Annotated in this window: 22 protein-coding genes; 14 read left to right on the top strand and 8 right to left on the bottom strand. The window is 47.2% G+C overall.

Going from position 1 to position 22,646, the window contains the following annotated elements:
- The first annotated feature begins 46 nt into the window (after positions 1–46).
- On the top strand, positions 47–1,651 hold the full coding sequence (gene omp85, locus DLM76_RS18355) for an Omp85 family outer membrane protein (RefSeq protein WP_429945305.1): 1,605 nt from the start codon (positions 47–49) through the stop codon (positions 1,649–1,651).
- 186 nt (positions 1,652–1,837) lie between these two features.
- Here omp85 and nadB read toward each other — a convergent pair whose 3' ends face one another.
- Together nadB and DLM76_RS18365 are read right to left on the bottom strand one after the other, a co-directional pair.
- The gene (nadB, locus tag DLM76_RS18360; protein WP_118957417.1) at positions 1,838–3,436 is read right to left on the bottom strand and encodes an L-aspartate oxidase; all 1,599 of its coding nucleotides are present in this window, start codon (positions 3,434–3,436) and stop codon (positions 1,838–1,840) included.
- A gap of 1 nt (position 3,437) precedes the next feature.
- Positions 3,438–5,255, bottom strand: a complete 1,818-nt coding sequence (locus DLM76_RS18365) for a S41 family peptidase (RefSeq protein WP_167450798.1) — start codon at positions 5,253–5,255, stop codon at positions 3,438–3,440.
- Between DLM76_RS18365 and DLM76_RS18370 the strand changes: the two genes are divergently transcribed.
- A complete protein-coding gene (locus DLM76_RS18370; RefSeq protein WP_118957416.1) occupies positions 5,203–6,234 on the top strand; it encodes a hypothetical protein in 1,032 nt (343 codons plus the stop codon). The genes DLM76_RS18365 and DLM76_RS18370 overlap by 53 nt on opposite strands.
- Here the strand turns inward: DLM76_RS18370 and DLM76_RS18375 are convergent.
- Entirely contained in the window at positions 6,206–6,958 is a 753-nt protein-coding gene (locus DLM76_RS18375; protein ID WP_118966114.1) for a pyridoxine 5'-phosphate synthase, read from the bottom strand. The genes DLM76_RS18370 and DLM76_RS18375 overlap by 29 nt on opposite strands.
- Before the next feature lie 203 nt (positions 6,959–7,161).
- Between DLM76_RS18375 and DLM76_RS18380 the strand changes: the two genes are divergently transcribed.
- The 8 genes from DLM76_RS18380 to DLM76_RS18415 all read left to right on the top strand — a co-directional run bounded on the left by DLM76_RS18380 (position 7,162) and on the right by DLM76_RS18415 (position 14,155).
- A complete protein-coding gene (locus tag DLM76_RS18380) occupies positions 7,162–7,629 on the top strand; it encodes a TIGR02300 family protein (protein WP_118957414.1) in 468 nt (155 codons plus the stop codon).
- 8 nt (positions 7,630–7,637) lie between these two features.
- Entirely contained in the window at positions 7,638–8,531 is an 894-nt protein-coding gene (gene miaA / locus DLM76_RS18385) for a tRNA (adenosine(37)-N6)-dimethylallyltransferase MiaA (protein WP_118966115.1), read from the top strand.
- Positions 8,532–8,546: 15 nt separating this feature from the next.
- Positions 8,547–8,795 (top strand): RNA chaperone Hfq, encoded by a 249-nt coding sequence (hfq, locus tag DLM76_RS18390; RefSeq protein WP_118957412.1) that lies wholly within the window; start codon positions 8,547–8,549, stop codon positions 8,793–8,795.
- Positions 8,795–9,676 (top strand): hypothetical protein, encoded by an 882-nt coding sequence (locus tag DLM76_RS18395; RefSeq protein ID WP_118966116.1) that lies wholly within the window; start codon positions 8,795–8,797, stop codon positions 9,674–9,676. Before hfq ends, DLM76_RS18395 begins: the two co-directional genes overlap by 1 nt.
- Complete coding sequence (locus tag DLM76_RS18400; RefSeq protein WP_118966117.1) at positions 9,673–10,734, top strand: mannose-1-phosphate guanylyltransferase; 1,062 nt, start codon at positions 9,673–9,675, stop codon at positions 10,732–10,734. Before DLM76_RS18395 ends, DLM76_RS18400 begins: the two co-directional genes overlap by 4 nt.
- Before the next feature lie 229 nt (positions 10,735–10,963).
- Positions 10,964–11,701 carry a hypothetical protein gene (locus DLM76_RS18405; RefSeq protein WP_118966118.1) on the top strand — a complete coding sequence of 246 codons (738 nt, stop codon included), beginning with the start codon at positions 10,964–10,966 and terminating at the stop codon, positions 11,699–11,701.
- 8 nt (positions 11,702–11,709) lie between these two features.
- Entirely contained in the window at positions 11,710–12,174 is a 465-nt protein-coding gene (locus DLM76_RS18410) for a chemotaxis protein CheW (protein ID WP_118966119.1), read from the top strand.
- Complete coding sequence (locus DLM76_RS18415; RefSeq protein ID WP_118966120.1) at positions 12,164–14,155, top strand: hypothetical protein; 1,992 nt, start codon at positions 12,164–12,166, stop codon at positions 14,153–14,155. Before DLM76_RS18410 ends, DLM76_RS18415 begins: the two co-directional genes overlap by 11 nt.
- Before the next feature lie 43 nt (positions 14,156–14,198).
- Here the strand turns inward: DLM76_RS18415 and DLM76_RS18420 are convergent, their stop codons facing one another.
- The 3 genes from DLM76_RS18420 to DLM76_RS18430 form a co-directional block, all read right to left on the bottom strand.
- Positions 14,199–14,792 (bottom strand): LIC_12238 family plasminogen-binding lipoprotein, encoded by a 594-nt coding sequence (locus DLM76_RS18420; protein ID WP_241548297.1) that lies wholly within the window; start codon positions 14,790–14,792, stop codon positions 14,199–14,201.
- On the bottom strand, positions 14,789–15,001 hold the full coding sequence (locus tag DLM76_RS18425) for a hypothetical protein (RefSeq protein ID WP_118966121.1): 213 nt from the start codon (positions 14,999–15,001) through the stop codon (positions 14,789–14,791). The genes DLM76_RS18420 and DLM76_RS18425 overlap by 4 nt, the downstream gene beginning before the upstream one ends.
- Before the next feature lie 62 nt (positions 15,002–15,063).
- Entirely contained in the window at positions 15,064–15,504 is a 441-nt protein-coding gene (locus DLM76_RS18430) for a CBS domain-containing protein (protein ID WP_118957405.1), read from the bottom strand.
- A gap of 282 nt (positions 15,505–15,786) precedes the next feature.
- Between DLM76_RS18430 and DLM76_RS18435 the strand changes: the two genes are divergently transcribed.
- The 3 genes from DLM76_RS18435 to DLM76_RS18445 all read left to right on the top strand — a co-directional run bounded on the left by DLM76_RS18435 (position 15,787) and on the right by DLM76_RS18445 (position 19,702).
- The gene (locus DLM76_RS18435; RefSeq protein WP_118957404.1) at positions 15,787–17,265 is read left to right on the top strand and encodes an ATP-binding response regulator; all 1,479 of its coding nucleotides are present in this window, start codon (positions 15,787–15,789) and stop codon (positions 17,263–17,265) included.
- Positions 17,266–17,420: 155 nt separating this feature from the next.
- On the top strand, positions 17,421–18,476 hold the full coding sequence (locus DLM76_RS18440) for a class I fructose-bisphosphate aldolase (protein WP_118966122.1): 1,056 nt from the start codon (positions 17,421–17,423) through the stop codon (positions 18,474–18,476).
- Positions 18,477–18,700: 224 nt separating this feature from the next.
- Complete coding sequence (locus DLM76_RS18445) at positions 18,701–19,702, top strand: cysteine synthase A (RefSeq protein WP_118966123.1); 1,002 nt, start codon at positions 18,701–18,703, stop codon at positions 19,700–19,702.
- Here DLM76_RS18445 and DLM76_RS18450 read toward each other — a convergent pair.
- Entirely contained in the window at positions 19,684–20,691 is a 1,008-nt protein-coding gene (locus DLM76_RS18450) for an LA_0442/LA_0875 N-terminal domain-containing protein (protein WP_118966124.1), read from the bottom strand. The two genes, DLM76_RS18445 and DLM76_RS18450, sit on opposite strands and share 19 nt — an antisense overlap.
- 215 nt (positions 20,692–20,906) lie before the next feature.
- On the opposite strand from DLM76_RS18450, the gene DLM76_RS18455 reads away from it, so the two are divergent.
- Positions 20,907–21,185 (top strand): LIC_11321 family protein, encoded by a 279-nt coding sequence (locus DLM76_RS18455; RefSeq protein ID WP_118966125.1) that lies wholly within the window; start codon positions 20,907–20,909, stop codon positions 21,183–21,185.
- Positions 21,186–21,282: 97 nt separating this feature from the next.
- On the opposite strand, the gene DLM76_RS18460 is transcribed toward DLM76_RS18455, so the two are convergent.
- Positions 21,283–22,566, bottom strand: a complete 1,284-nt coding sequence (locus DLM76_RS18460; RefSeq protein ID WP_118966126.1) for a sensor histidine kinase — start codon at positions 22,564–22,566, stop codon at positions 21,283–21,285.
- Positions 22,567–22,646: the final 80 nt, after the last annotated feature.

A 22,646-nucleotide genomic window follows, 5' to 3' on the forward strand; every position in this document is an offset into this window, starting at 1 on the left:
AGTCGGCGGGTCGGTTAGAAATTCACAATCTTCCGGTGCAAAACTTATGAAACGTTCGAAGAAGAACACAAAGACGAATTCTTTTCTTTCCGAGATTTTTGGCAAAGAGGGAAATTTCTTTCACAACCGATTTCTTTCCAAGACATTCGCGTTCTTGTTTTGCATCGGATGCGCTTTGATTTCCTTCTTTGAAGTTTCCGCTCAGGAGAATTTTTCGGGCTGTGATAAGCCGGAGGAAAGAAAGGATCTTCCGTTTAAAATCGACCGCGTTAAACAGATGTGTAAAAAAGATCTGGATAACAAAAAGGAAGGCTGGTATCCGACGGGACTTCCTTTGATCAATTCCGATCCGAACGAAGGGATCGGCTACGGAGTTCGGGCGTACGCATACAACAACGGAAAGAAGTCCGATCCGTTTTTCGAATATACTCCGTATCGTCTTCGTTTTTTCGCGCAATATTTTAATACGACTAAGAACGCTCAGTATCATCAGCTCAGTTTGGACATGCCGTATGTCGCGAACACGCAGTGGAGATTGCGCGCGGACGCGCTTCTCACGATTACTCCGACCACCTTGTATTTCGGAGTGGGGGAATCCACGTTAAAGCCGCTCACGTATCAGGAACGCAATCAACCGGGCGCTCCGCAGGTCACGAACGCGCAATACGGTTCTCAGGAATCCGCGTTTATGTATCAAAGACCGGGAGGTCCCGGCGATCCGATCGAACTCGGCGGAAGGACGTATTCCGGAATTCCGGCGGGTCCCGCGTTCAACGTGACCGATCGTATGTACAACCGTTATACGATCCAGACTCCCCAGTTGAACTTCAGCACGGAGCGGTCCTTCTTTCACGGAACGGTGCGTCTCGTGGCGGGTTTTCGTCTTTCGAATAACATCGTGCAGGCGAACGACGGTAAGTTCGTAAAATCCATCGACCCGATTTTTGACGGAACCCCTCTCAGCAATTCGGGAGAGGTGCCCAACGCAAAGACGAGATTGACCGAAGACGCGGAAGCGGGAAAGATCCTCGGTTATCACGGCGGCTTTGTGAACACCGCTAAGGTCGGTTTGGTTTACGATACGCGCGACTTTGAACCCGATCCGAACTCGGGCGTCTTCCTGGAAGCGACGTATGAAAAGGCGACCAAAACGATCGGTTCCAACTTCGACTTTCAGAAATACTTCGGACACGCGAAATTCTTTTATAGCCCGTTTCCGAAAACCTTCGAAAAGCTCGTTCTCGCATCGCGTTTCGGTTTCGGAATTTCGGACGGAGACGTTCCGTTTTTCGAATATAGAAATCTTTGGGGAACCGAAAACACCGTGTCCGGTCTCGGGGGCCTTCGAACTCTCCGCGGTTACAAACAGGATCGTTTCGTAGGACGCGCGATGGGCTTCGGAACGGTGGAAGTCCGCTGGAAGTTCTACGACTTTTCCGTAGGCGGGGAATACTTCGCGTTGAACCTCGTTCCTTTTTGGGATTTCGGCCGCGTTTGGAACGACGAACACAAGGCCGGTTTACTGGATTACAAATACTCCCAGGGTTTGGGATTGCGGATCGCTTGGAACCAAGCGACGATCATCATGATCGACTACGCGGTTTCAAGGGAAGACAAACAGCTTTTCGTAAACTTCAGCCACGTATTCTAAATTTCTAATATTCTTGTGACGACCGAAATTCGACGCGATTTGCGCTAAGGATGTGGAGCGTGCGCAGCAGTCGTCTCCTGGGAGACGACCGGAGGCCTTTGGCCGAAGCGCGGAACAAGCCTGGCCTGCGTTTTTTCTTTCGAATATCGTATTCCGAAAATTGCAAGCAGGAGCGCCCGAACTTTCTCAAAGCGAAATCTTGTCGTTTCTCATTTCCGTATCGATTCTGGAAGGATTTCTGTTTTCGGGATAATCCGTGGAAAAGTGAAGTCCTCTGCTTTCCGTTCTCGATAACGCGGATCGGATGATGAGTTCGGCCACGATCACGAGGTTTCTGAGTTCGATCAGCGGATTCGTGATGATCGTTCGGTTGTAGTAATCCTTCACTTCGTCGTAGATCAGATCCATTCTCCGTTTCGCTCTTTCCAAACGGAGATTGGAACGGACGATTCCGACGTAGTTGCTCATCGTGTTCTTGATCTCGTTGAGATCGTGCGAGATCAAGACCCATTCTTCGGTGTTGACCATTCCTTCCTTATTCCAAGAAGGAATTTCCTCGTGAGCCTTTGTGAATTCCGGTTTTTCCTTCGCGATCCGTTTTGCGATCCGATTCGAGAACACCAAACATTCCAAAAGGCTGTTGGACGCGAGACGGTTTCCTCCGTGGACTCCGGTGCAAGCCGTTTCTCCCGCCGTGGATAGATTCGGAATGGTCGTTCTTCCGTCCAAATCGGAGGCGACCCCTCCGCAGAGAAAGTGCGCCACCGGAACGACGGGGATTCGATCGGTAGTGATGTCGATTCCGAGTTCCTTGCATTTCTCATAGATGGAAGGGAAGGAATCTTTGATTTGATCGGAAGGAAGATGTGTGACGTCGAGATAGACGTGCGCTTCTCCCCGTTTTTTCATCTCCGAGTCGATGGCTCTTGCGACCACGTCCCGCGGCGCCAGGTCGGCCATCGCGTGATACCGTTTCATAAACGGTTCCCCGTCTTTGTTCAAGAGAATCGCGCCCTTGCCTCGTACCGCTTCGGAGATTAAAAAAGAATCCCCGTCCTCGTGATAGAGCGCGGTCGGGTGGAACTGATAGAATTCCATATTCTTGATGAGGGCTCCGGCTCTGTATGCGGAGGCAACTCCGTCCCCCGTCGCGATCTTAGGATTGGTCGTATGGGAATAAACCTGACCGGCTCCTCCGGTCGCGAGGATCGTTTCCTTAGCGAGAATCGGAAACACTTCCCCCGAATGATTGGAAAGTACGTAAGCCCCGTAGCAAACGAGCCCTTTCTGTTTCAGATGGTGAGGGGTGATGAGATCCACAAGAGTATGATATTCTAATATTTGAATATTCGGGTTTTGTTTGACGACCCCGAGAAGCGTTTTTTCGATTTCCCTTCCCGTTCTGTCGTGCGCGTGGACGATCCGGTTTTTTCCGTGTCCGCCTTCCCGGGAAAGATCGAATTTTCCGGAAGGTTCCAGGTTGAACGGAACGCCGTAGTTCAGGAGTTCTTTGACGAGGGGAGGACCTTCTTCCACGAGGACTTGAACTGCCGCCGGATCGCAGAGCCACGCTCCCGCTTCGAGAGTGTCCTTTATGTGGTCTGAAAGTCGATCGCCTTCGGCAAAGACGGAAGCGATTCCGCCTTGCGCGTAGTTCGTGTTGGATTCGTAGTCCGATTTTTTTGTGACGATGAGAACGGAGCCGTAGGGAGCGAGTTTCAAGGCCGCAAAGAGGCCCGTGATTCCGCTCCCTAAGACTAAAAAGTCCGTTTTGATACGGGGCATGTTACTTCTTTTTTTGCGTGTTGATCAGTGCTTCGATATAATCCAAGGAACGAATCAATTGATAGTCCGGTTTGATCGGATCGTTCTTATGCGCCGCGATGAACTCGGCGGATTTTCCGTTCTTTTGAACCCATGCCTCGAGTTTTTTCACGTCAAAGGAACTCTTTTCCTCCGCTTCCGCGGGAAGTTCAGAAAGGTGATTCCACATGTTTTCCTCGCGGAATCGGAACGGAAAACTTCCGTCTTCTTCGGAGGAAATATCGATGTCCGGTTTTACTCCCACGACCTGAATCGTGTTTCCGGACGGAGAATAATAACGAGCCTGCGTGAGTTTGATCAAGTAGTCGTTTCCGAGAGGCATCAGTTTCTGAACCGTCGCTTTTCCGAAGGTTCTTTCGCCGAGAATCAAACCTCTGCCGTGGTGTTTGATCGCACTCGCTACGATCTCGGAAGCGGAAGCGGACTTCGCGTTGATCAGAACGGCTAACGGTAAATTGGTGATGTCCTTATTCTTCGCATACGCGTCTTCGGGACTGCGGTTCGGGCTTTTTGTGGAAACGATCAAACCCTTTTCGATGAACATATCCGCGATGTCGATCGCGAGATCCAGATAACCGCCCGCGTTGCTTCTCAGATCCAAGATCACCGCTTTGAGTTTGGTTCCTTTGGCTTGCGCTTCTTTTTCGAGTTCTCTGTACTTATCCACGAGTTCCCGGTCTACGGAAGGACCGTCTTCCGATTTCACGAAACCGGTGAGTTTGATGTAACCGATATGTTCGTGACCTTCGATCAACTTGCTGCTCAGGTTTTTGATTTCGATCGTATCGCGTACGACTTCGATGTTCAGAGTTCCCGGAACCCCCTTTCTTTGAATCGTAAGGGCGACCTTGGAACCTTTTTTTCCTTTGATCTTTTCTACGACCTTATCCAAAAGAATTCCTTTGATCGACTTTCCGTCGACTGCGAGGATCACGTCGCCGGAACGGATTCCTGCGTTGACCGCGGGTCTTCCTTCGAGAGGATTTTCGACGACGACTTCCCTGTTTCCGCCGCCCGAAAGAATCGCGCCGATTCCTTCGAAACTTCCGTCTTGGATTTTCGCCATGGATTCTTCCCAAGCGGATCTTAAGAATACGTTGCTATGAGGATCGAGAGAGGAAAGATAACCGTTCGCCGCCGCGAGCATCACGTCGTTCATCGTAAACGGTTCTTTCGTTTTTTCCTCCGATTCTCCGAACGGATCTTTCAACGGAGAATCCTTGTATTTGTCGAGATTGGTTTCGATGAACGCGAGAATTCTATCAAAATCTTTTTTACTAAAACCGGTTTGTTCCCACTTGGCGGAAAGAACGTTCTTGCGGATCTTTTCGCGCTCCACGATCTTTTTGACTTCGTCGTCGCTGACCTTGGCCTTGTTCGCGTCCTCTTTCAGTTTGCGGTCGCGGATCTTTTCGACTTCGGCGTAGTCCGGATCGAAAAGAACGAAGGAATCATCCGTTGAAATTTTGAAAGTTTTGCCCGGAAAAATTTCGTCTTTCTCTTCGTATTTCTCTCTTTCCTTGAAATAACTTTCGGGATAGAGATAAATGGAATGAGGAAGGGCTAAAAGAGCGTAGATGGCGGCTTCCCGATACGCGCGGTTTTTATCGATGTTTTTGTCGATGTAATACCGGGAAACGGTACTCACCACGTTATCGAAATCCTTGAGGGTAAAGTCCGCCTTGACCGGGGACTTGCCGGATGTAGGCTCGCAGTACAGGATAAAAATGGTCAAAAGAGTGGAAAGTAACAACGAAAGAGCGGCAGATCCTTTTTTCAAACTCGTGTCCCTCGGATTTCAGGAAATTTTCGGTTCATTCTCTATTCAAATCTCAAAGTGTCAATCCCTTTGGGGTCGAAGTTTCGTCTTCGTCCTGTTGATTTTCGGATTCTCGTGTTCAACGGTTTCCATGCCCGGCTCGGGAAGATTCGCGCTCGAGATGATTCAAGAGCAGGCGATCTTGGAATTTTACGGAACTCCGGAAGAAAGAGAATCGTCGATCAAACTTCTTCGCTCGAGTTGCCGTTCTCTTCATCCCGAACGAGCCTTGTCCTGTTACAATCTTTCCGTTCTTCTGAGTTCGTCCAAAAATTATCCCGAAGCGTTGGACTACGCGCTGCGAGCAAGGAAGGCCGATCCGACCGACACTCTCTATCGGGATCAGGTTTTCCAAGTCGCTTATTATTTGGAGTTGGAACAGGGAGAAGTTCTCGCGGCGGACGAAGTGGAAAAAAGATATTTTCGCGCGATCAAGAACTGCAAGGAGGGAAAAAAGAACGAAACCCTCGCCGATCTGATCGTTCTCGCGGCCTTGAAGGAAATCGGAAGAGAATCCTTAAAAAAAGGAATCTTCTCCGAATGCGTGGGAGAAGCGGAGGCTCTCGTAGGAGTCAAACCGAACGAAGTCAATTATACGAAAGAATATTATAAATTTCTGGAGAATTCCCATCCGTATAAGGAAGTCTGGGACGTGAGCGGCGCGGTGCGCAAACAAACCTTGGAAAAGATGCAGATCCCGAACCAAGACGCGACCAAACATTGGAAGGAATTCCGTCAATCGGTCCGATCCAAAAACAAAACTCTTGCCGCAGAACAATTAAAGAAATTCAAAGAAAGTCTGGAAACGATTTCGCAGAAAAACCAGCACGCAAAGAATCTCGCGATTCATCTGAAAAAAGCGGCGTATTATTTGATCCAGGGAGATCCGAACTTCGAAGGATTCCGTCATCTCACGAAAGAGCTTGAAGATAGTCCTTAACGCTCCGATCGATTCCGATTTCAAGCGCTCTTGAAATCAATCGATGACCGATCGAAACTTCCAAAAGACCGGGAAGTTTCGAAAAGAGAACGAGATTCAAATGATCCAAATCGTGACCCGCGTTGATTTCCATCTTTTGACGGAGGATTTCTTCGGCGGCGGGGACGTATCGGCTTTCGAAGGTTTTTTTTCCGTCCGCAGGAGAACGATCGAATTCTTCGGCAAACGGTCCCGTATAAAATTCCACTCGATCGGCTCCGGAAAGGTGCGCGAGTTTCAGGTTTTCCAAATCGGTTTCGACGAAGAGCGACGTCCGAATTCCTTCTTTCTTTAGAATTTTAGAATATTCTTGAACTATTTCCAGATCCTTTCGGAAGTCGAAACCGTGATCGGAGGTGATTTCTCCGGGAGTTACGGGAACCAAGGTCGCTTGATCGGGTCTCGTCTTTAACACCAAATCCAAATAGCGGGGGGAGGGTTCTCCTTCGATATTGTATTCGATTTTCGTTTTGTTTTTTCGGTTATAGGAATCGATGAATTCTTTCAAAGCGAATACGTCGTCCTTGCGGATATGTCGTTCGTCTTCCCTCGGATGAACCGTAATCCCTTGAGCGCCCGCGTTTAATACAAGTTCCGCAAAATACAAAAGATTCGGAATGTTTCCTCCTCTTGAATTTCTGAGGGTTGCGATTTTGTTGATGTTTACGCTCAATTTGGTTTTCAAAGAGTTTCTCCCGAACGGTTCTTATTCTAAAAAGAAGAACCGGAGTTTTTCCGAATATCGAAAAAAAAAATAGGGAATCCAAGATTCTTTTCCTTGCAATTTTTCCGAATATCGGTTAGGGTTTGCGCCCGAGTTTCAAGGCGAACATTAAATAATATTTCTGCTTGAAGGCGGATAACTCTCGCAGAGCATGGTCAATTCCGATGGCAACTGGTAAAAAAACTGCATCCAAGAAAACTGCCTCGGCCGCGGCTAAGAAAAAGGCGACGGCTAAAAAAGCTGCGCCTAAAAAAGCGAACGCCTCGGCAAAAAAGAAAGAAGAAATCATCAAAAAGGCTCTTTCGAGTCCGGCTTCCAAGGCTGCGGGAACGAAAAAGACTTCTTCTTCCAAAGGAGTGGCCCTCAATCCACTCGGAAAAAAATGGACCTGTCATACTTGCTCCACGAAATTTTACGATCTCAATAAAGAAGAAAAGATCTGTCCGAAATGCGGAGCCGATCAGAACAAACGTCCCGTTACCCGGACTCGCACGGTTCGCCCGAGAGTCGTAGAGGAAGAGGAAGTAATCGAAGAAGATAATCTGATCGACGACGAAGAAATGGAATTCACCGAAGAACCTCTGGAAGAGGCTTTGGATGAAGACGACGATGCGGAAGAAACGGAAGAGTAATCTCTTCCTTGGCGAAGCCGATTCTCATTCTTACCGCTCCGACCGGAGCGGGTAAAACCTCACTCATCACCGAACTCGATCCGACGCGGTTCGAAATTCTTTCCTTCGATTCCAGACAAATCTACAAAGAAATGCCGATCGGAACCGCGGCTCCGACGGCGGAACAACAAGCCAAGATCCGCCATCATCTCGTGGAAGTTCTTTCCCCGGCGGAAACTGTAGACGCGGGTCTTTACAATCGTTTGGCGGAAGAAGCGCTTCGCGCCGTTTTGGATGCGGGGAAGATTCCGGTCTTCACCGCCGGCACTGGATTTTATCTCAAAGCGTTTTTGTTCGGAATGTTTCCGGTCCCCGATATCGACGAAGAGATTCGGGAAAAAGTTCTTTCCATGAGCTTGGAGGAAAAGCGGATTCTTTTGGAAAAATTGGATCCGGATTCTCTGAATAAAATCTTTCCGGGAGACGATTACCGATTGGGCCGAGCCTTGGAAGTCAATCTGATGGGAAAAAAATGGTCCGAGATGAGGATCGATCCCAATACTTCCGCGATTCATAAGTTCGATCTGGAGATCGCTTTGGGTGTGTTTCTGGATTTGGATAGGAAAGAACTTTACGAACGGATCAATCAAAGAGCCAAACAAATGATCGAAGCGGGGATGGCCGAAGAGGCTTGGATGATCCGAGAAAGGTACGGCGAAACCTGTCCCGGTCTCAAGTCCTTAGGCTATAATTTTGCACTTGAAAATAAAAAAGGAAACTCCAATCTAGAGACATTCCTCGCGGATTTAAGTCAATCTCACAGGAATTACGCCAAAAGACAGGTCACTTGGTTTCGTAAGGAAGCCTACGTTCAACCGATGGATCGGTCCGAAGCGCTGGAACGTATCAAACATATAAAGTAACGGAAACAAAAAAAGATGTCTGCTAAAAACAATATACAGGACCAACTCTTAAACACTGCCCGTAAGGATAAATTAGATCTTACAATTTATCTTTTGAACGGGGTTCCCTTGAAAGGTAAGGTAGTAAGTTTCGATAATTTTACGATCGTACTCGAGCAGGAAAACAAACAGAGTCTCGTGTACAAACACGCGATCTCTACGATCATTCCTTCTAAGATCATCAAACTTTACACCGAGGAAACCAAAGACGCAGCGCAAGGATAATGCGATTTTGGTCTAAGTTTATCTGGATCCTGATACTCGGATCCGCAGCGACTCTTCTTATCTTTTGTATTTTCCCGCTCAAAGAGGGAGAGTCTCTTCTCGTCGTGGACGGCTCTGAAGAAATTCTGGAATATACTTCCGGACCGGGCTACGTATTCGAATGGAAGAAACTTCTTCCCTGGCAATACCAGGTTCTCCGTTTTCCGGTGCATTCCCGAATTGCGAGCGTGACCAGCAACGTGGATTTGTCCTCCGGAATGTTTCCGGAAAGTTCCTCCGAGGGGAAGGTCAAATTTAAACTCGAAATCCGTTACTCTCTGGATCCGGGCAAAACTCCTCAGTTTCTGGAAGCCGCCGGAATCGAAGAGGAAAAGATCCGTTCGTACATTCAAAAAATCGTATATTCAATTCTTCGCAAAAAGACCGAAGAATTTCTGGTCAATCCGAACGCTCTCAAAACCAATCTGGACAATTATCTGAGAACCTCGTTCGCCGCGGATCTGCTCGCGGACGAAGCCGCGCTCAAAACGGCCAATCCGAGAATTTTGGATCTGCAGGTTCCGGAGCCCGCTCTCATCACCGGAGTTTACAGAAATCAGAATTTGATTCTCCAGAAAAAACTGGAACTCGTAAACGCGCTCGGAAAAGCGGAGTCGTTCAAGATCGAAGACGACGCGAAAACGTCCGCGCTTCTCAAACGTTTGGAAAGAACCAAAGACTTCGTGACCAAAAATCCGGACATGAAAGAATTCCTATTGTACGAAAGTTTATCCGACAACGTGGAAGTGATTCTTCTTCCGTCGGAAATGATCTTGGGAGAAATCCCGACTTCGAAAAAGAAAAAGAACTCGAACCCGAAACGACCCAAAGAGGTAGAATGAAACAGGACAAACCGGTAGTATTGATTATGGCGGGAGGAAAGGGCGAACGTTTCTGGCCTCGTTCCCGCGTATCCACTCCGAAACAACTTCAGAAAGTCTATTCCAACAAGACTCTTCTTCGCGAGACGTTGGAACGCGCTCTTACGATCACTTCGATCGACCGCATTTATATAGGAACCAATGCCAGTCTGAAAAAATCGATCCTGGCTCAGGAAAAGAATTTCCCCGAAAAGAATTTCATCATCGAACCGGAAGGAAAAAACACCGCGCCGATCATCGCTCTTGCATCCCTGTATTTCCGCGAAAAATACGGAGATCCGCTTCAAGTCGTATTGTCCGCGGACGCATGGATCAATCCGGTGAAAGAATTCACCAAAACGATTTCCAAAGCTTTGGAACAAGCGGAGAATCATCTCGTGCTTCTGGGAATCAAACCGAATCGTCCCGAAATCGGTTACGGTTACATAGAAGCCGGAAAATCGACTGACGGATGTTTTGCGGTAAAATCGTTTTACGAAAAGCCGGACGTGAAAACCGCCCTCAAATACATCAAAAAGAAAAACTTCTACTGGAATCCCGGAATCTTTCTTTGGAAGACATCCACAATATTAGAAGAATTTAAAGCGTATTCTCCCAAGATTCTCGGACCTCTCGAGGAACGATTTCCGTTTAAAAAAGCGGGAGAACTTCCGGCGGCATTCAAAATCATCCCTTCCGATCCGGTGGATATCGCGATCATGGAAAAAAGTTCCCGCATTCGAATGGTGGAAGCGAGTTTCGGTTGGGACGACGTGGGCTCTTGGACTTCTCTCGAAAGGGTGATGCCGGGAGACGGAGACGCAAACAGGCACATGGGAAAGACGATTCTCTTTCACAAGTCTTCCGGAAACATCACGCAGACTCGAAAGGAATTCACCGCGATCCTCGGCGTGAACGATTTGATCGTCGTGGAAGAGGAAGACGTTCTGTTTATCAGCACGAAAACGGGAGTAGGCGACATCAAAAACCTGGTCGCGGAACTCCGTAAAAATAAAACTTTACAAAAGTACACGGAATAGTTTTCTGACAGGAAGGAAATCTAAGGAGTTCTGAATGCCTTCAGGTAAGAAAAGAAAGCGCAGAAAGATCGCTACTCATAAAAGAAAGAAAAAGAGAAGAGCGAACAGACATAAGAAGAAAAAGTAATCCGTAGATCCTCCTTCCTTTCTCCGGGCGTTCGTCCCGGATTCAAGCTAGAGACATCATAGGACTGTTAAGCCCATTTCCGATTCGACCGATACAATCGGTATGGGCTCATTTCAGGATTATTCCATTTTTCGCAGGTGGTGGAAAAAAGAATCACCTCCTGCGAGAGGTTACACGAAATCATACTCCGCCACTACGCCGACCGGCGATATCCTACAGGCGGATCTCAACTTCCATGAAAAGAAAGTTCGTTTGACTCTCGAAATTGCGGGAGAGAACGGAAAGATTTACATCGCCACCGTGAAAGACGGGGAAGTCATTCAGGAAAAAGATCTCTCTTCCGGAAGAATGGTTCCCATTTACGCGAAGCTCGCTCCGTTTCAGGAAGTCTTCTCTTGTTTGCCGGACTCGGATCTATTGAACACGCTCGGCGGTTTGTACGGAATTTCCAAACAGCCGCTCGGTCACGTAGAGGAGAGAGCTCCTCGGCCTTGGGAAACATCCAATCGCTACGATCATATTTTCGGAATCAACCGGGAACGTTCTTGGTGGCAAAGAATCTTTTCCAGAAATCGTGAATACAAAGAGCCTTGGATCGTTCGGGTCAAACGAAGATTTTGGAGCGAATTGCAAGACCTTGCTTTGGGAGCTTGTTCCGCGATCGGAATTTATTACGCGTATGTCGATTTCTATCTGTTGGGATTTTCGCTCGCCGTTTTCGGTTTGCTTTTTGGCGGTTTAGACTGGATGCTGAGAAAAAGAAATCCGCTCTTCGTAAAAGTACTGCTCTTTATGAGTCTGGGATCTTACTTTTACTACGTCGGATATACCCGTTATTGAGGTAAATCATGTCATCCGAAATCGACCACCAATACATTCTGTTCAGTTTGGGAGACGAGGAATACGCGATCCCCATTTCCCTCGTAGACGAGATCATCAAGATAAATAATTTAATCCGAATTCCCAAGGCGAAGACATACTTTGCGGGAATCATGGACATTCGCGGAAAGGTCGTGAAGATGGTGGATCTCGCCGTGAAACTCACCGTTCCGAGAGAAGGGGAAGTCGCATACGACCGAGCGATCGTAGTCAAGGTCGGCGGTCAATCGGTTGGAATCATCGTGGACAAGGTGGCTAACGTGGTATTGTTTCCTCCCGAATCCATCAATCCTCCTCCGCCTTCCGTAAAAGGAATTTCAGGAAGATACATCACGGGAATCGGAAAGAAGGACGATCGTTTTATCATCATCATCGACGTGGAAAAGATTTTGGGAGCGGAAGACCTGGCCGAATTGGGAAGCAATGTCGTATGAAACGGGAAATTTCCGAAATCGGAATCGTTTCGATCGAATCGGTTCTCGACGGAGTTCATTCGGTTTTTTAGATTCTTTTCATTTAATACAGTCGAAGATTCTTTTTTGGTTATGCCTCGGCCTTATAGGTTTCGGGGCATTTTCTATTTCTGCGGACGAGCAGGATCGAAGATACGATTCCTCGAATTTATACGATCCCCCTTCGGTAAGAATCACCGAACAGGATTTAACCGCTCTCAAACAAAATCTTCAGGATCCTTCCAAGGACGCGGTTTCCGAAATTCAAAAGCTGCTCGAGAGATATTATTCCCAGTTCATCGATTTACGAAGAATCGAGGAAGAAAAACGTCTCGGAAAAATTTTCGACGAAAAGACGAACCGAAACACGATCCGTCTTTTGATCTTAGGGATGTTTTCAAAACTCACTCCTTCCGGAATGATGCGGGATTCTCCGATTCTGTTCGAACTGCATCTTCTTCTTTCCAAAGAATACGATAAGAAGAAACAGAACGCAAAGGCGATCGAAGCCGCGTTAGCCGCGATTCGATACCGCGACTTCTCCCATACCGAAGAGGAATTTTTGGATGAAAGAAGACTCGTCGAAATTTACGATCCTGCGGAAAAACAAGCCGCGCTTTCGCATCGCAAATCCAAGGAGAATTGGGAGAAGTCCAAAAAAGATCTCAAAGACTCGAAGGATTTTTATCATCTGTTCGAATCGAATCTGATTCGGGGAAGGGAAACGAAAATCACCGAACGCTCGCAAAACGGACAAACGTCCGAACGGACTTTGACGCCGAGCGAACTCCCCGCGTTTAAGGAAAGAATTTCACAAAACGAAAACGATCTCAAATCCAAGGAAAAGCAATACAACGATTCCAAGTCGGGTTCGTACGAGAACTTCCGAAAGAAAAAATCCAAAGAAGACGCCGAGGTCGTTTATTATTTGGCGAACTTGGTCAAACAAGCGGAGAATGAAAACAAGGAACGGTTGAAAGTCGTGAACAATCTTTCGGTGGCGGGAACCGGAATCTTCGTTCTCTTCGATTACAAACGAAACACGGACTTTTATGCGACGGCGGCCCTTTGGGAACTCGCGACCAAACTCGATCCGACGATGAAGGAACCGGTTCTCGATCTTGCGAAGGAATTAAAATCCTCCGGCAAAAAAGCCAAGGCCATCGACTTCTTTAAAAAGTATCTAGAACTTGCGCGCGCAGAACGAACGGAAGAATCCAAACTTGCGGAAACGTATTTTTCGATCGCTTCCCTTTATACGGAACTCAAACAGAACGTTTTGGCTTCCTCGTTTTACGAACTGTATTATAAGGCAGAGACCGATCCCAAAAAGAAAGTTCCGTTCACATACGAGCTCGGTTCCTTTTTCGAGAATCGTACCGGCGATCTCGAACGCGCCGCATTGTATTACGGAATATGGCTCGGAGATCATCCGAATCCGGAAAACCCGAATCTTCCGTTCATCGACGTTTGCGAACTTCGTCGTCAGGAATTTTTGGCTCAATTCGGTTCCTCCAAACTGCAAGCGTACCGCCGCAAACCGAAGGAAGAAAAGTTTTTGTTAAACGAAGCGATCCGTTCCTATGAGAAACTCCGGGAGATCCATCAAAAAGAGGAGAATCAAAATTCTATCCTGAAAAAGGAAATGCTCGCGATCAAACGGAATCTTTTGGAAAGAACGGACGATTCTACGATGGCGGAATATCGAATCAAGAGCATGGATTTTCAAGCTTCGACCGCGCGTCTCGGAGTCGTTCGAACCAAATTGAATTCTACGCCCGTGACTTTGGCGATGAAAAAGCTATCGGTTCTTTTGGAAGAGGAAAAGGATTTTCTTTCGGCGAGAAAACTCTACGAGGACATCGTAAAGATCGGAAATCCGATCGAGGTCAATCTTTCTCTGAAAAACATCGATCGGATCAATAAGATTCTGGAGGACGGGATCAAACGCGAACCTTTATAATTTCATAAAGTTCGAATGGAGTCAAATCTCTCCGATCGTTTGTTTATTTCATCGCCTTTTCGATATCGTCGTCGGTGGGCGAGGTCGGCTCTTCGGAATAAGGAGCGGCCTGCGCGGATCGCACTAAAAATTCCACCTCGTCGATCACGTCTCCTTCATACGCGATCTTGAGAAGATATTTCCCCGGACTCAATCCTTGAAACGAACCTTCGATGGTTTTGGAAATCGGATTCGGTCGTTTGCGCAAGACGTCCATCTCGTTGTATCCGAGTTGAAACCGGCTCAAGCTTACGTAGGTTTCCGCCGTTTCGGGAACGGATCTGGAAAATCGGTAGATGTAACGGATGGTTTTGTCGTCCGGAAAAATCAGATTCTCCCTTGTGATCGTGTATTCGCCGACGGTCATGATCTTCTTTTCGAGAACGTTGAACTTATCCTCGTCGAGCAAGGCCCAACCGAAATCTCCCGTCGGTTTAAAACAGGCGGTCGCAGAAACGAAGAACAACGAAAAGGCGAGAACGCGGATCGACGCCGCAAAATATTTCCGTAGAGATTCGATCCGGCCTGTGCGCGCGGATACATGCGTAACTGCGGAAGCGGTTAAGGAAGGAGTTTCAAACATGGAAAGAAATTTCATTTTTCTCCCAAGGAGTTGGAATCGATTACGCGGCCTTGTCCGGAAACGTCTTTTTCCTTAGGCGGTTGTTGCCCGTAATTCGGAGGAACGTTCGTATAAAACGTTTTCCACTGAGGACCGGTGGTGCGGCGCTCTGCCGGGTTCGTAAAAAAACGGGAGAGAAAGCGGTACACCAAATAGGTCATCAGAATAAAAAGAATCAATTTCATAGAGTTACTTATTCTAATCTGACCCTGGTTTTGTTCCCGGCAATCGGAAAAAACGGATTCTTTTAGATAAATCCGTTCTCGTTGTACATGTATTGTTTGAGGTTTTTATTCTCTTCTTCCGTCTTTTCGATCTTCGCTTTTACGGCGTCTCCGATGGAGATGATTCCGATCAAAAGTCCGTCTTCCAAGATGGGCATGTGACGGATTCTTTTTTTGAGCATGATGGAAAGAAGTTCGTCCACGTCGTCTTCGGGAGTCATCGTGGTAAGGGAAGTGGACATGACTTCGGAAACCGATTTCTTAAAAAAGTCCAGACCCAATTCCGCGGAAAGATGCAATACGTCTCTCTCGGTGAAAATTCCTTTCAGCTTTCCATCGGTTAAGATCATCACCGATCCTATATCGTATTTGGTCATAAACTTGACCGCGTCCATCACTGAAGTTTCCGGTTCCACCGAAAGAAGTTTTCTGCCTTTTTTTGCCAGGATCTGTTTTATGTACATTACCGTCTCCGTATCGGTCGATACAATTGTTTCGCATTCCTCAATGGGTGTGATTTGCAATCTATCTCAAGTTCTTAAAACGTCCAGAAAATTTGTTACCTTTGTATCTCATTAAAAGTTAGGGGTTTTCGGCCTCGGGTTCAAGAATTTTTCCGTCGAAAAGCTTAATATCTTTTGAATAAAAGCCTCGTTCCGGGTAGAATTCTTTCGTTGAAATTGAAAAATGGTTTTCAATTCGCGTATACTCCTACATTTTTTTCGCCATAGGTCGCACAGCTCAGAATGAATCCCAACGATAAGAATTCCGGTCCTTCGATCCTCATCGTGGACGACGAATGGCTGATTGCGTTCAACCTTCAAGTTTCTCTTCAAAAACTGGGGTATCTGATCGCTGGCACCGCAAGAACCGCGGACGAGGCTTTGGAAGTCGCGGAACGAACGAAACCCGATTTGATTCTGATGGATATCCGTATCGAAGGGGAACTGGACGGGATTCAGGCCGCGGAACGAATCCAGAAACGAATGGATGTTCCGGTCATCTTTATGACCGCGTTTGCGGACGAAGAAACCTTCAACCGAGCCGTGGACAAGGCTTCCATGTTCGGCTATATCTCCAAACCCTTCCAACCGCAGGCTCTCAAAAACTCCATCGAAATCGCACTCAAACAACAACAAAGATTCGGAAAGGCTAGGGAAGAAGGAAAGGAATTCCGGGACGTAATCCAAAACATCGGAGAAGGGGCGATCTCTCTCGACCGGGAAGGAAAAATCTTATTTATGAATCGGACCGCGGAGGCTCTGACGGGCTGGTCTCTTGCGGACGTGCAGGGTGAAAGCGGCGATAAGGTATTGAGCCTTTCGACCGACGACGGAGAAAATCTCCGTACAAAAATCGGAGGAATCAAACCCGATCACGTGAAATACATTCCTTCTCTTTTGACTCGGAAGAACGGAAGTCGGATTCAAGTCGCGTTTCGAGTTTCTCCGGTTCGGGACGAGGAAGGAGACATCGCCGGTTCCATCATCACTCTTTCGGAACTTTCCTCTCTTTCCGTTTCCGAGAAAGAAATTTCCGAAATGGAAAAGGTCATTCAATCCGAACGAAGACTCGATTCGATTCAGAAACTCGCGGCGGGACTCGCGCACGAAATCAACAATCCTCTCATGGGGATCATCAACTACGGACATATCATTCGCAATCACAAGGGCGGGGACGCGGACACGAAGAACTACGCGCGTCTCGTCATCGAACAAGGGGAAAGAATCGCGGCGATCATCCGCAATCTCGTGTTGTTCTCCCGAAAAGATCCGGAACAGCCGGTGCAAACGAACGTAAAACAACTCGTGGGTTCGGTGGAAGGAATGATCTCCGAAATGCTCAAGTCCCAAGAGATCCAATTGGAAAAACAAATTCCGGAAGACTTGGAAGTGTTGCTCCGGCCGAATCAGATTCGCGAAGTCCTTTACAACATTCTGTATTACTATTCCGAAAATCAAAAAAAGGCTTTGATCCACCTGAAAGCCGCCGTGGACAACGGAGATGGCGAGCCTTCCACTTTAAAGGTTTTGGTTTCGGGAAAACTCGATCTGAATCTCAGCGAAGAAAGCCGCTTTGAACCGTTCGAAAACTTTCGTTCCAACGACGCTCGGATCGGGATGGGACTTTCGGTTTGTTACGGAATTCTTCAGGCGAACCGGGGACAACTTCTTCTCAAAAAATCCAATGCCGGTTGGGATTTTATCATTCAAATCCCGGTTTAAGTGAGAATTCAGATTCTCCCTCGAAACGAAATCGCACAGATCGGGGACTCAATTTAACCGTTTTCGTTCGCATTTTGCGACTGAAAATCGATGGAAAAACCAGGTGCAGTGAAAAAACCTGTATCCAACATTCAAATCGAGCAAGGAACTTAGGAATGATTGATAAAATCAAAGCCGCACTGGGTGCAGAAGCGGACTCACTTTTAAACCATACTTGTAAAACGATTCCCAAGGAATCATTGAGCCTCCCAGGCGCCAACTATGTAGACGATATTCTTTCCAAAAGCGATCGTAACAACTCCGTCCTCAGAAACTATCAGGCGATCCTGAATACGGGAAGACTTGCCGGGACCGGTTATACTTCCATTCTTCCCGTGGATCAAGGCATCGAGCACAGTGCGGGAGCTTCCTTTGCGAAGAACCCTGCGTATTTCGATCCTGCGAACATCGTAAAGCTCGCGATCGAAGGCGGTTGCAATGCGGTCGCTTCCACGCTCGGAGTTTTGGGACTCGTTTCCAGACAATACGCGCACAAGATTCCTTTTATCGTAAAGATCAACCACAACGAACTTCTTTCGTATCCGAACAAGTTCGACCAGATCCTTTTTGCAAACGTAGAACAAGCGTTTGATATGGGAGCGGTTGCGGTCGGAGCGACCATCTATTTCGGTTCGGAAGAATCCTCCCGTCAAATTCAGGAAATTTCCGAAGCGTTCCACAGAGCGCACGAACTCGGACTCGTAACGATTCTTTGGGCTTACTTAAGAAACGACGGATTCAAACCCGACAAGATCGACTATCACCTCGCGACAGACCTTACCGGACAAGCGAACCACTTAGGCGCTACGATCCAAGCGGACATCGTAAAACAAAAACTTCCCGAAGTTTTTGCGGGCGGGTTTAAGGATTTGAAATTCGGTAAAAAAGACGATAGAATGTACACCGCTCTTTCCGCCGATAACCCGATCGACATGGCGCGTTACCAAGTGGCGAACTGCTACATGGGAAAAGTGGGTCTGATCAACTCCGGTGGAGCTTCCGGTGAAAACGACCTAGGCGACGCGGTAAAAGCTGCGGTCGTAAACAAAAGAGCGGGCGGAATGGGACTGATTTCCGGAAGAAAGGCGTTCCAAAAACCGATGAAGGACGGAGTCGCTCTTTTGAACGCGATTCAGGACGTTTATCTCTCCAAGGACGTGACGATCGCCTAATCGCCTCGTCACAAACGTGTTCGATTTTACGTTAAAGCGAAATTAGAACATTCAAATAGAAAGATATTCTTTTGAACCGGCTTCGGTCGGTTCGAAGGAAAAGAACGAATACTCCGCGCCTGCCGCGGAGTATTTTGTTTCATACAAATCAAGTGAACGCTTTTACGAAAGCGTTTCAGGGTCGATCGAAAGATTAGGGCATTCTACGAAAAAAAGAAGGCGCTATGAACGTTAAGCAAGATTTTTCGAGCGCGGTGGGAAACACGCCGCTCATTCTACTCAAAAGTTTCAGCGAAGAAACCGGCTGTAAGATCTACGGAAAAGCGGAGTTCCTCAATCCGGGAGGTTCCGTCAAGGATCGGGCCGCTCTGTATATCGTCGAAGACGCGGAACGAAAGGGAATTTTGAAACCGGGCGGAACCGTCGTGGAAGGAACCGCGGGAAACACCGGAATCGGACTCACGCATATCTGCAATTCGAAGGGATATAAAACCCTCATCATCATACCTGATACGCAGTCCCAGGAAAAGATCGATCTGCTTCGAACTCTCGGTGCGGAAGTAAGAACCCTTCCCGCAGTTCCGTACAAGGACCCGAACAACTACGTCAAGGTTTCGGGAAGACTTGCGGAAGAAATGGAGAATGCGGTTTGGGCCAATCAGTTCGACAACCTCGCCAACCGCGAAGCGCATTACAAATCCACCGCGCCCGAAATCTGGGAACAAACCGAAGGAAAGATCGACGCGTGGATCACGTCACTCGGAACCGGAGGAACCTACGCCGGAGTTTCCCTCTTTCTAAAAGAGAAGAATTCCAAAATCAAAACGATCGTGGCCGATCCATACGGTTCAGGAATTTATAATTTCGTAAAGAAGGGAGAAGTTCTTGCGGAAGGAAGTTCGTTCACCGAGGGAATCGGAAACGGAAGAATCACGGAGAACATGAAAGACGCTCCGATGGACGACGCGATCCGCGTGACCGACGAAGAATGTCTTCAAGTCGTTTATCAATTGCTTCATAAAGACGGATTGTTTCTCGGCGGTTCCACGGGAATCAACGTGGGCGCCGCCGTGAAACTCGCCAAAGAACTCGGACCGGGCAAAACCATCGTAACGGTGTTATGCGACTCCGGTGCGAGATACCAGTCCAGAATCTTCAACGAAGGATGGCTTGCTTCGAAGGGATTTTCCGTTCCGAGCCGTTCAACTCAGAAAAACATCGAATAGAGAACCTGACCGCCCACATCGAGGCTTTTGGAACCGCCGGCGATTTCCTTGTAAACCATAGGATTGCCGCGGACCCCGAAACCTTCGGTGACGGGTTCTCCCGTAGGGCTTAGAATCACGTTGTTTTGCGCCCAAGTCTTTCCCGTAAAATAAGCGTGCGTCAGCTGAATCAGATACACTCCGATCGCGACCCCGATCGCCGCATGTTTCGCGTTTTTGTATTGCGATTCGTCCGATCGAATTCCGTTCAAGGAATTGATGTTTTTGACGAGAGTGATCTGGTTGTATTGATCCATAAGACCGGCGGGTAAACCGGAAGTAGGGATCAAGTTCGTCGTAAACTGCGTTTCGAGAATCTTTTCGATCTTTTTGTTATACGAACTCGCTCTGTCTTTTTCCGCCGCGTCGAGACCGATGTAGGAAATCAAAGAAATGAAGAATAACGTCGAGTAAGTGGAACTCCAGCCTTCCTGTTTCATAAGACTGTGACCCCAGCCCGGAAGGATCGCGGATTTCCAAACGGGTTCCCAGGGATTTCGTTTCGCGGAAATATAACGTTCCCAGTCGCCGTCCCGTTCTTCGAGGTATTTTTCCATCATCGCGAGACGTTTTTGAACGATCTTGTAGCTGTTCTCCTTGATCATCTGTTCCAAATAGAAAGTGTCGAGTTGTTCTTCCTTCTCGCTCTTCTTTCCTTCCTTGTTCAGCTTCTTTTTTTCCGCTTCGATGATCTTGGCGATCTCCTGTTCGTCCTTGATCTCTTTGAAAATGATCTTGAGAATTTTATTTTTTGCTAATCTTTCCCGCTTTCCGTCCTTGATGATCGTGACGGTTTCGGGGTCCTGATCGATTACGGTCGCGTAAGTCCGTTCGCCCGTTTTCAAAAGAATCGTTTCCGCAAAGAGCAAACTCGGCAGAAAGAATAAAACAAATCCGATACGAAACGGAACGGAAAGAGGTTCGGAAAAAAACTGAACCAAAAGCTTCATAAGAATACTATTTCCTGTGGATCAAAAATAATCATTCAGTATTAGTAAAGAAATTATAAATGCAATTTAATTTAGTCTTCTCTTCGATTTTATTTGATCAAAATTCAAGGATGAAAAAAGGATAGAAAGAAAGGAAACAAAACGTTTCGTCTTACAAGCAGGAAAAGAAAAAACGCCTTTTTATCAGATGCGCGGAACGTCCAGGGTCGTATGTTATGAAGAGAAGATTCGAACAAAAAATAGGGATCGTGTTGATCGGGATTTTATTTCTCTGCGGAACTTTAATTTCCAAAGAATCGGATAAAAAAGAATCCGAACGAGGTTTGGAAACTTCTTCCAAGCCCGCCGCGCAAGGCTGTTGCCGGATTAAAATGGCGGGGGGCGGATACGATTACTTTATGAGCACCGAAGAAGAATGTGCCGGTCACAAACAGTTTCATTCGTTTATGAAGGAACGAACCCTTTGTTTCGAATCCTATCCCGATCGGGATTGAAAGACTCATCCGTTGGACGGATCCTAGATCGAACGCTAACGTGGAAACGAGCGTATAACGCGGTCGTTTTACAAAGGACGATTTTTTCGGCGTCCAATTAAGGAAAGAAGCGGATTTTTACGCGGAATCCGTTTTCTTTTTCGACTTCCATTTCACCGCGAAGCTGCATACAAAGAGCTTCGATCAAATTCATTCCTAAAGAATTTCCTTCCTGAGGGTCTTTGTCCGCAGAATCCTTGCCGACTCCGTTATCCGCCACTTCCAACGTCAGATAACCCGAAGCCGATTTTTGAAAAAGAATGGTGATCAATCCTTTTCGTTTATCGGGAAATGCGTGTTTGAAAGAATTGGAAAGAAGTTCGTTTACGATCAAACCGCAGGGAACCGCCTTGTCCATGGGAAGAAAAATTTCTTCGATGTTGCAGTCGGATTGAATTCTCCCGTCGCTCGGACCGTAAGAAACGAAAAGATGATTTACCAACGAATTCAGATAATCTTTCGCGTGAATGACTTTGTAAGTGCTTTTGTGAAACAGATAATCCTGAACCATCGCCATGGATTGAATCCGATTCATCGCGGAAGCGAACGCTTTTTTTGCGGGCTCGGATTTTGTCTTTTCCTGTTCCAAGGTCATCATCGCGAGAATGAGTTGGATATTGTTCTTAACCCGGTGTTGGATTTCCCGAAAGAGAGTTTCCTTGTCGTTTAACGATTCCGTAAGCTGCGATTCCGCTTCGGTGCGGATCGAAATTTCGCTCTGTAGTTTTTTGTTCGTTTTTCTTTGAAGAAGGATCAGTTGTTTTTGTTTGCGGATGCCTTCCGCGAGTCCCCGTAAAATCGCTATGATGGAAAAGGTGAGAATTCCGCATAAGAAGGTGAAGTTTGCGCCGACCACGAGGATTTGAAACGGAGTTTCGTTTCCGATCCAAATTCTATAATGGGCGAGAAGCGCTCCGGAAAATACGCAGACCGAAGCGAGCGCCCAACCCCACAACGCGATCGTAGGACTTAAAAAGATTCCGCAAAAAACGGGAATCAAAAAGAACCAAAGAATTCCCGCGCCTCCGAGTCCGATCTTGGTATAAAGAAGACAACCGAGGATAAAGATTAAACCCAAAAGAAAATACGACTTCGGTTTATACAATTTGCTCGGTAGAAGCAAAAGAAACCATATAAGAAGAAGCGCAAGCGTATCGATGATGACGACTTCTCCGAGTCCCTGAGTCCAAGCCAGATAGACGCTCGGAACGTAGATTAAAAATCCGAAACAGGACGAAAGAAGCAATAGAACGTGGATGATGTTTTTTTTCCAAGCGTTCGGATGGATGGAATTCGGGGAGGGAACCTTGAATAAATCTTTGATACGCAGAAGAAGGCTCATAGTTGACCCGATGCATCCGAGGGCGCGTCTCTCTCTTTTTCTGAAAGATAACAGATGTTCGAACTCGATTCCGGAAAAAT

The sequence above is a fragment of the Leptospira yasudae genome, assembly GCF_003545925.1.
Taxonomy (GTDB): Bacteria; Spirochaetota; Leptospiria; order Leptospirales; family Leptospiraceae; genus Leptospira; species Leptospira yasudae.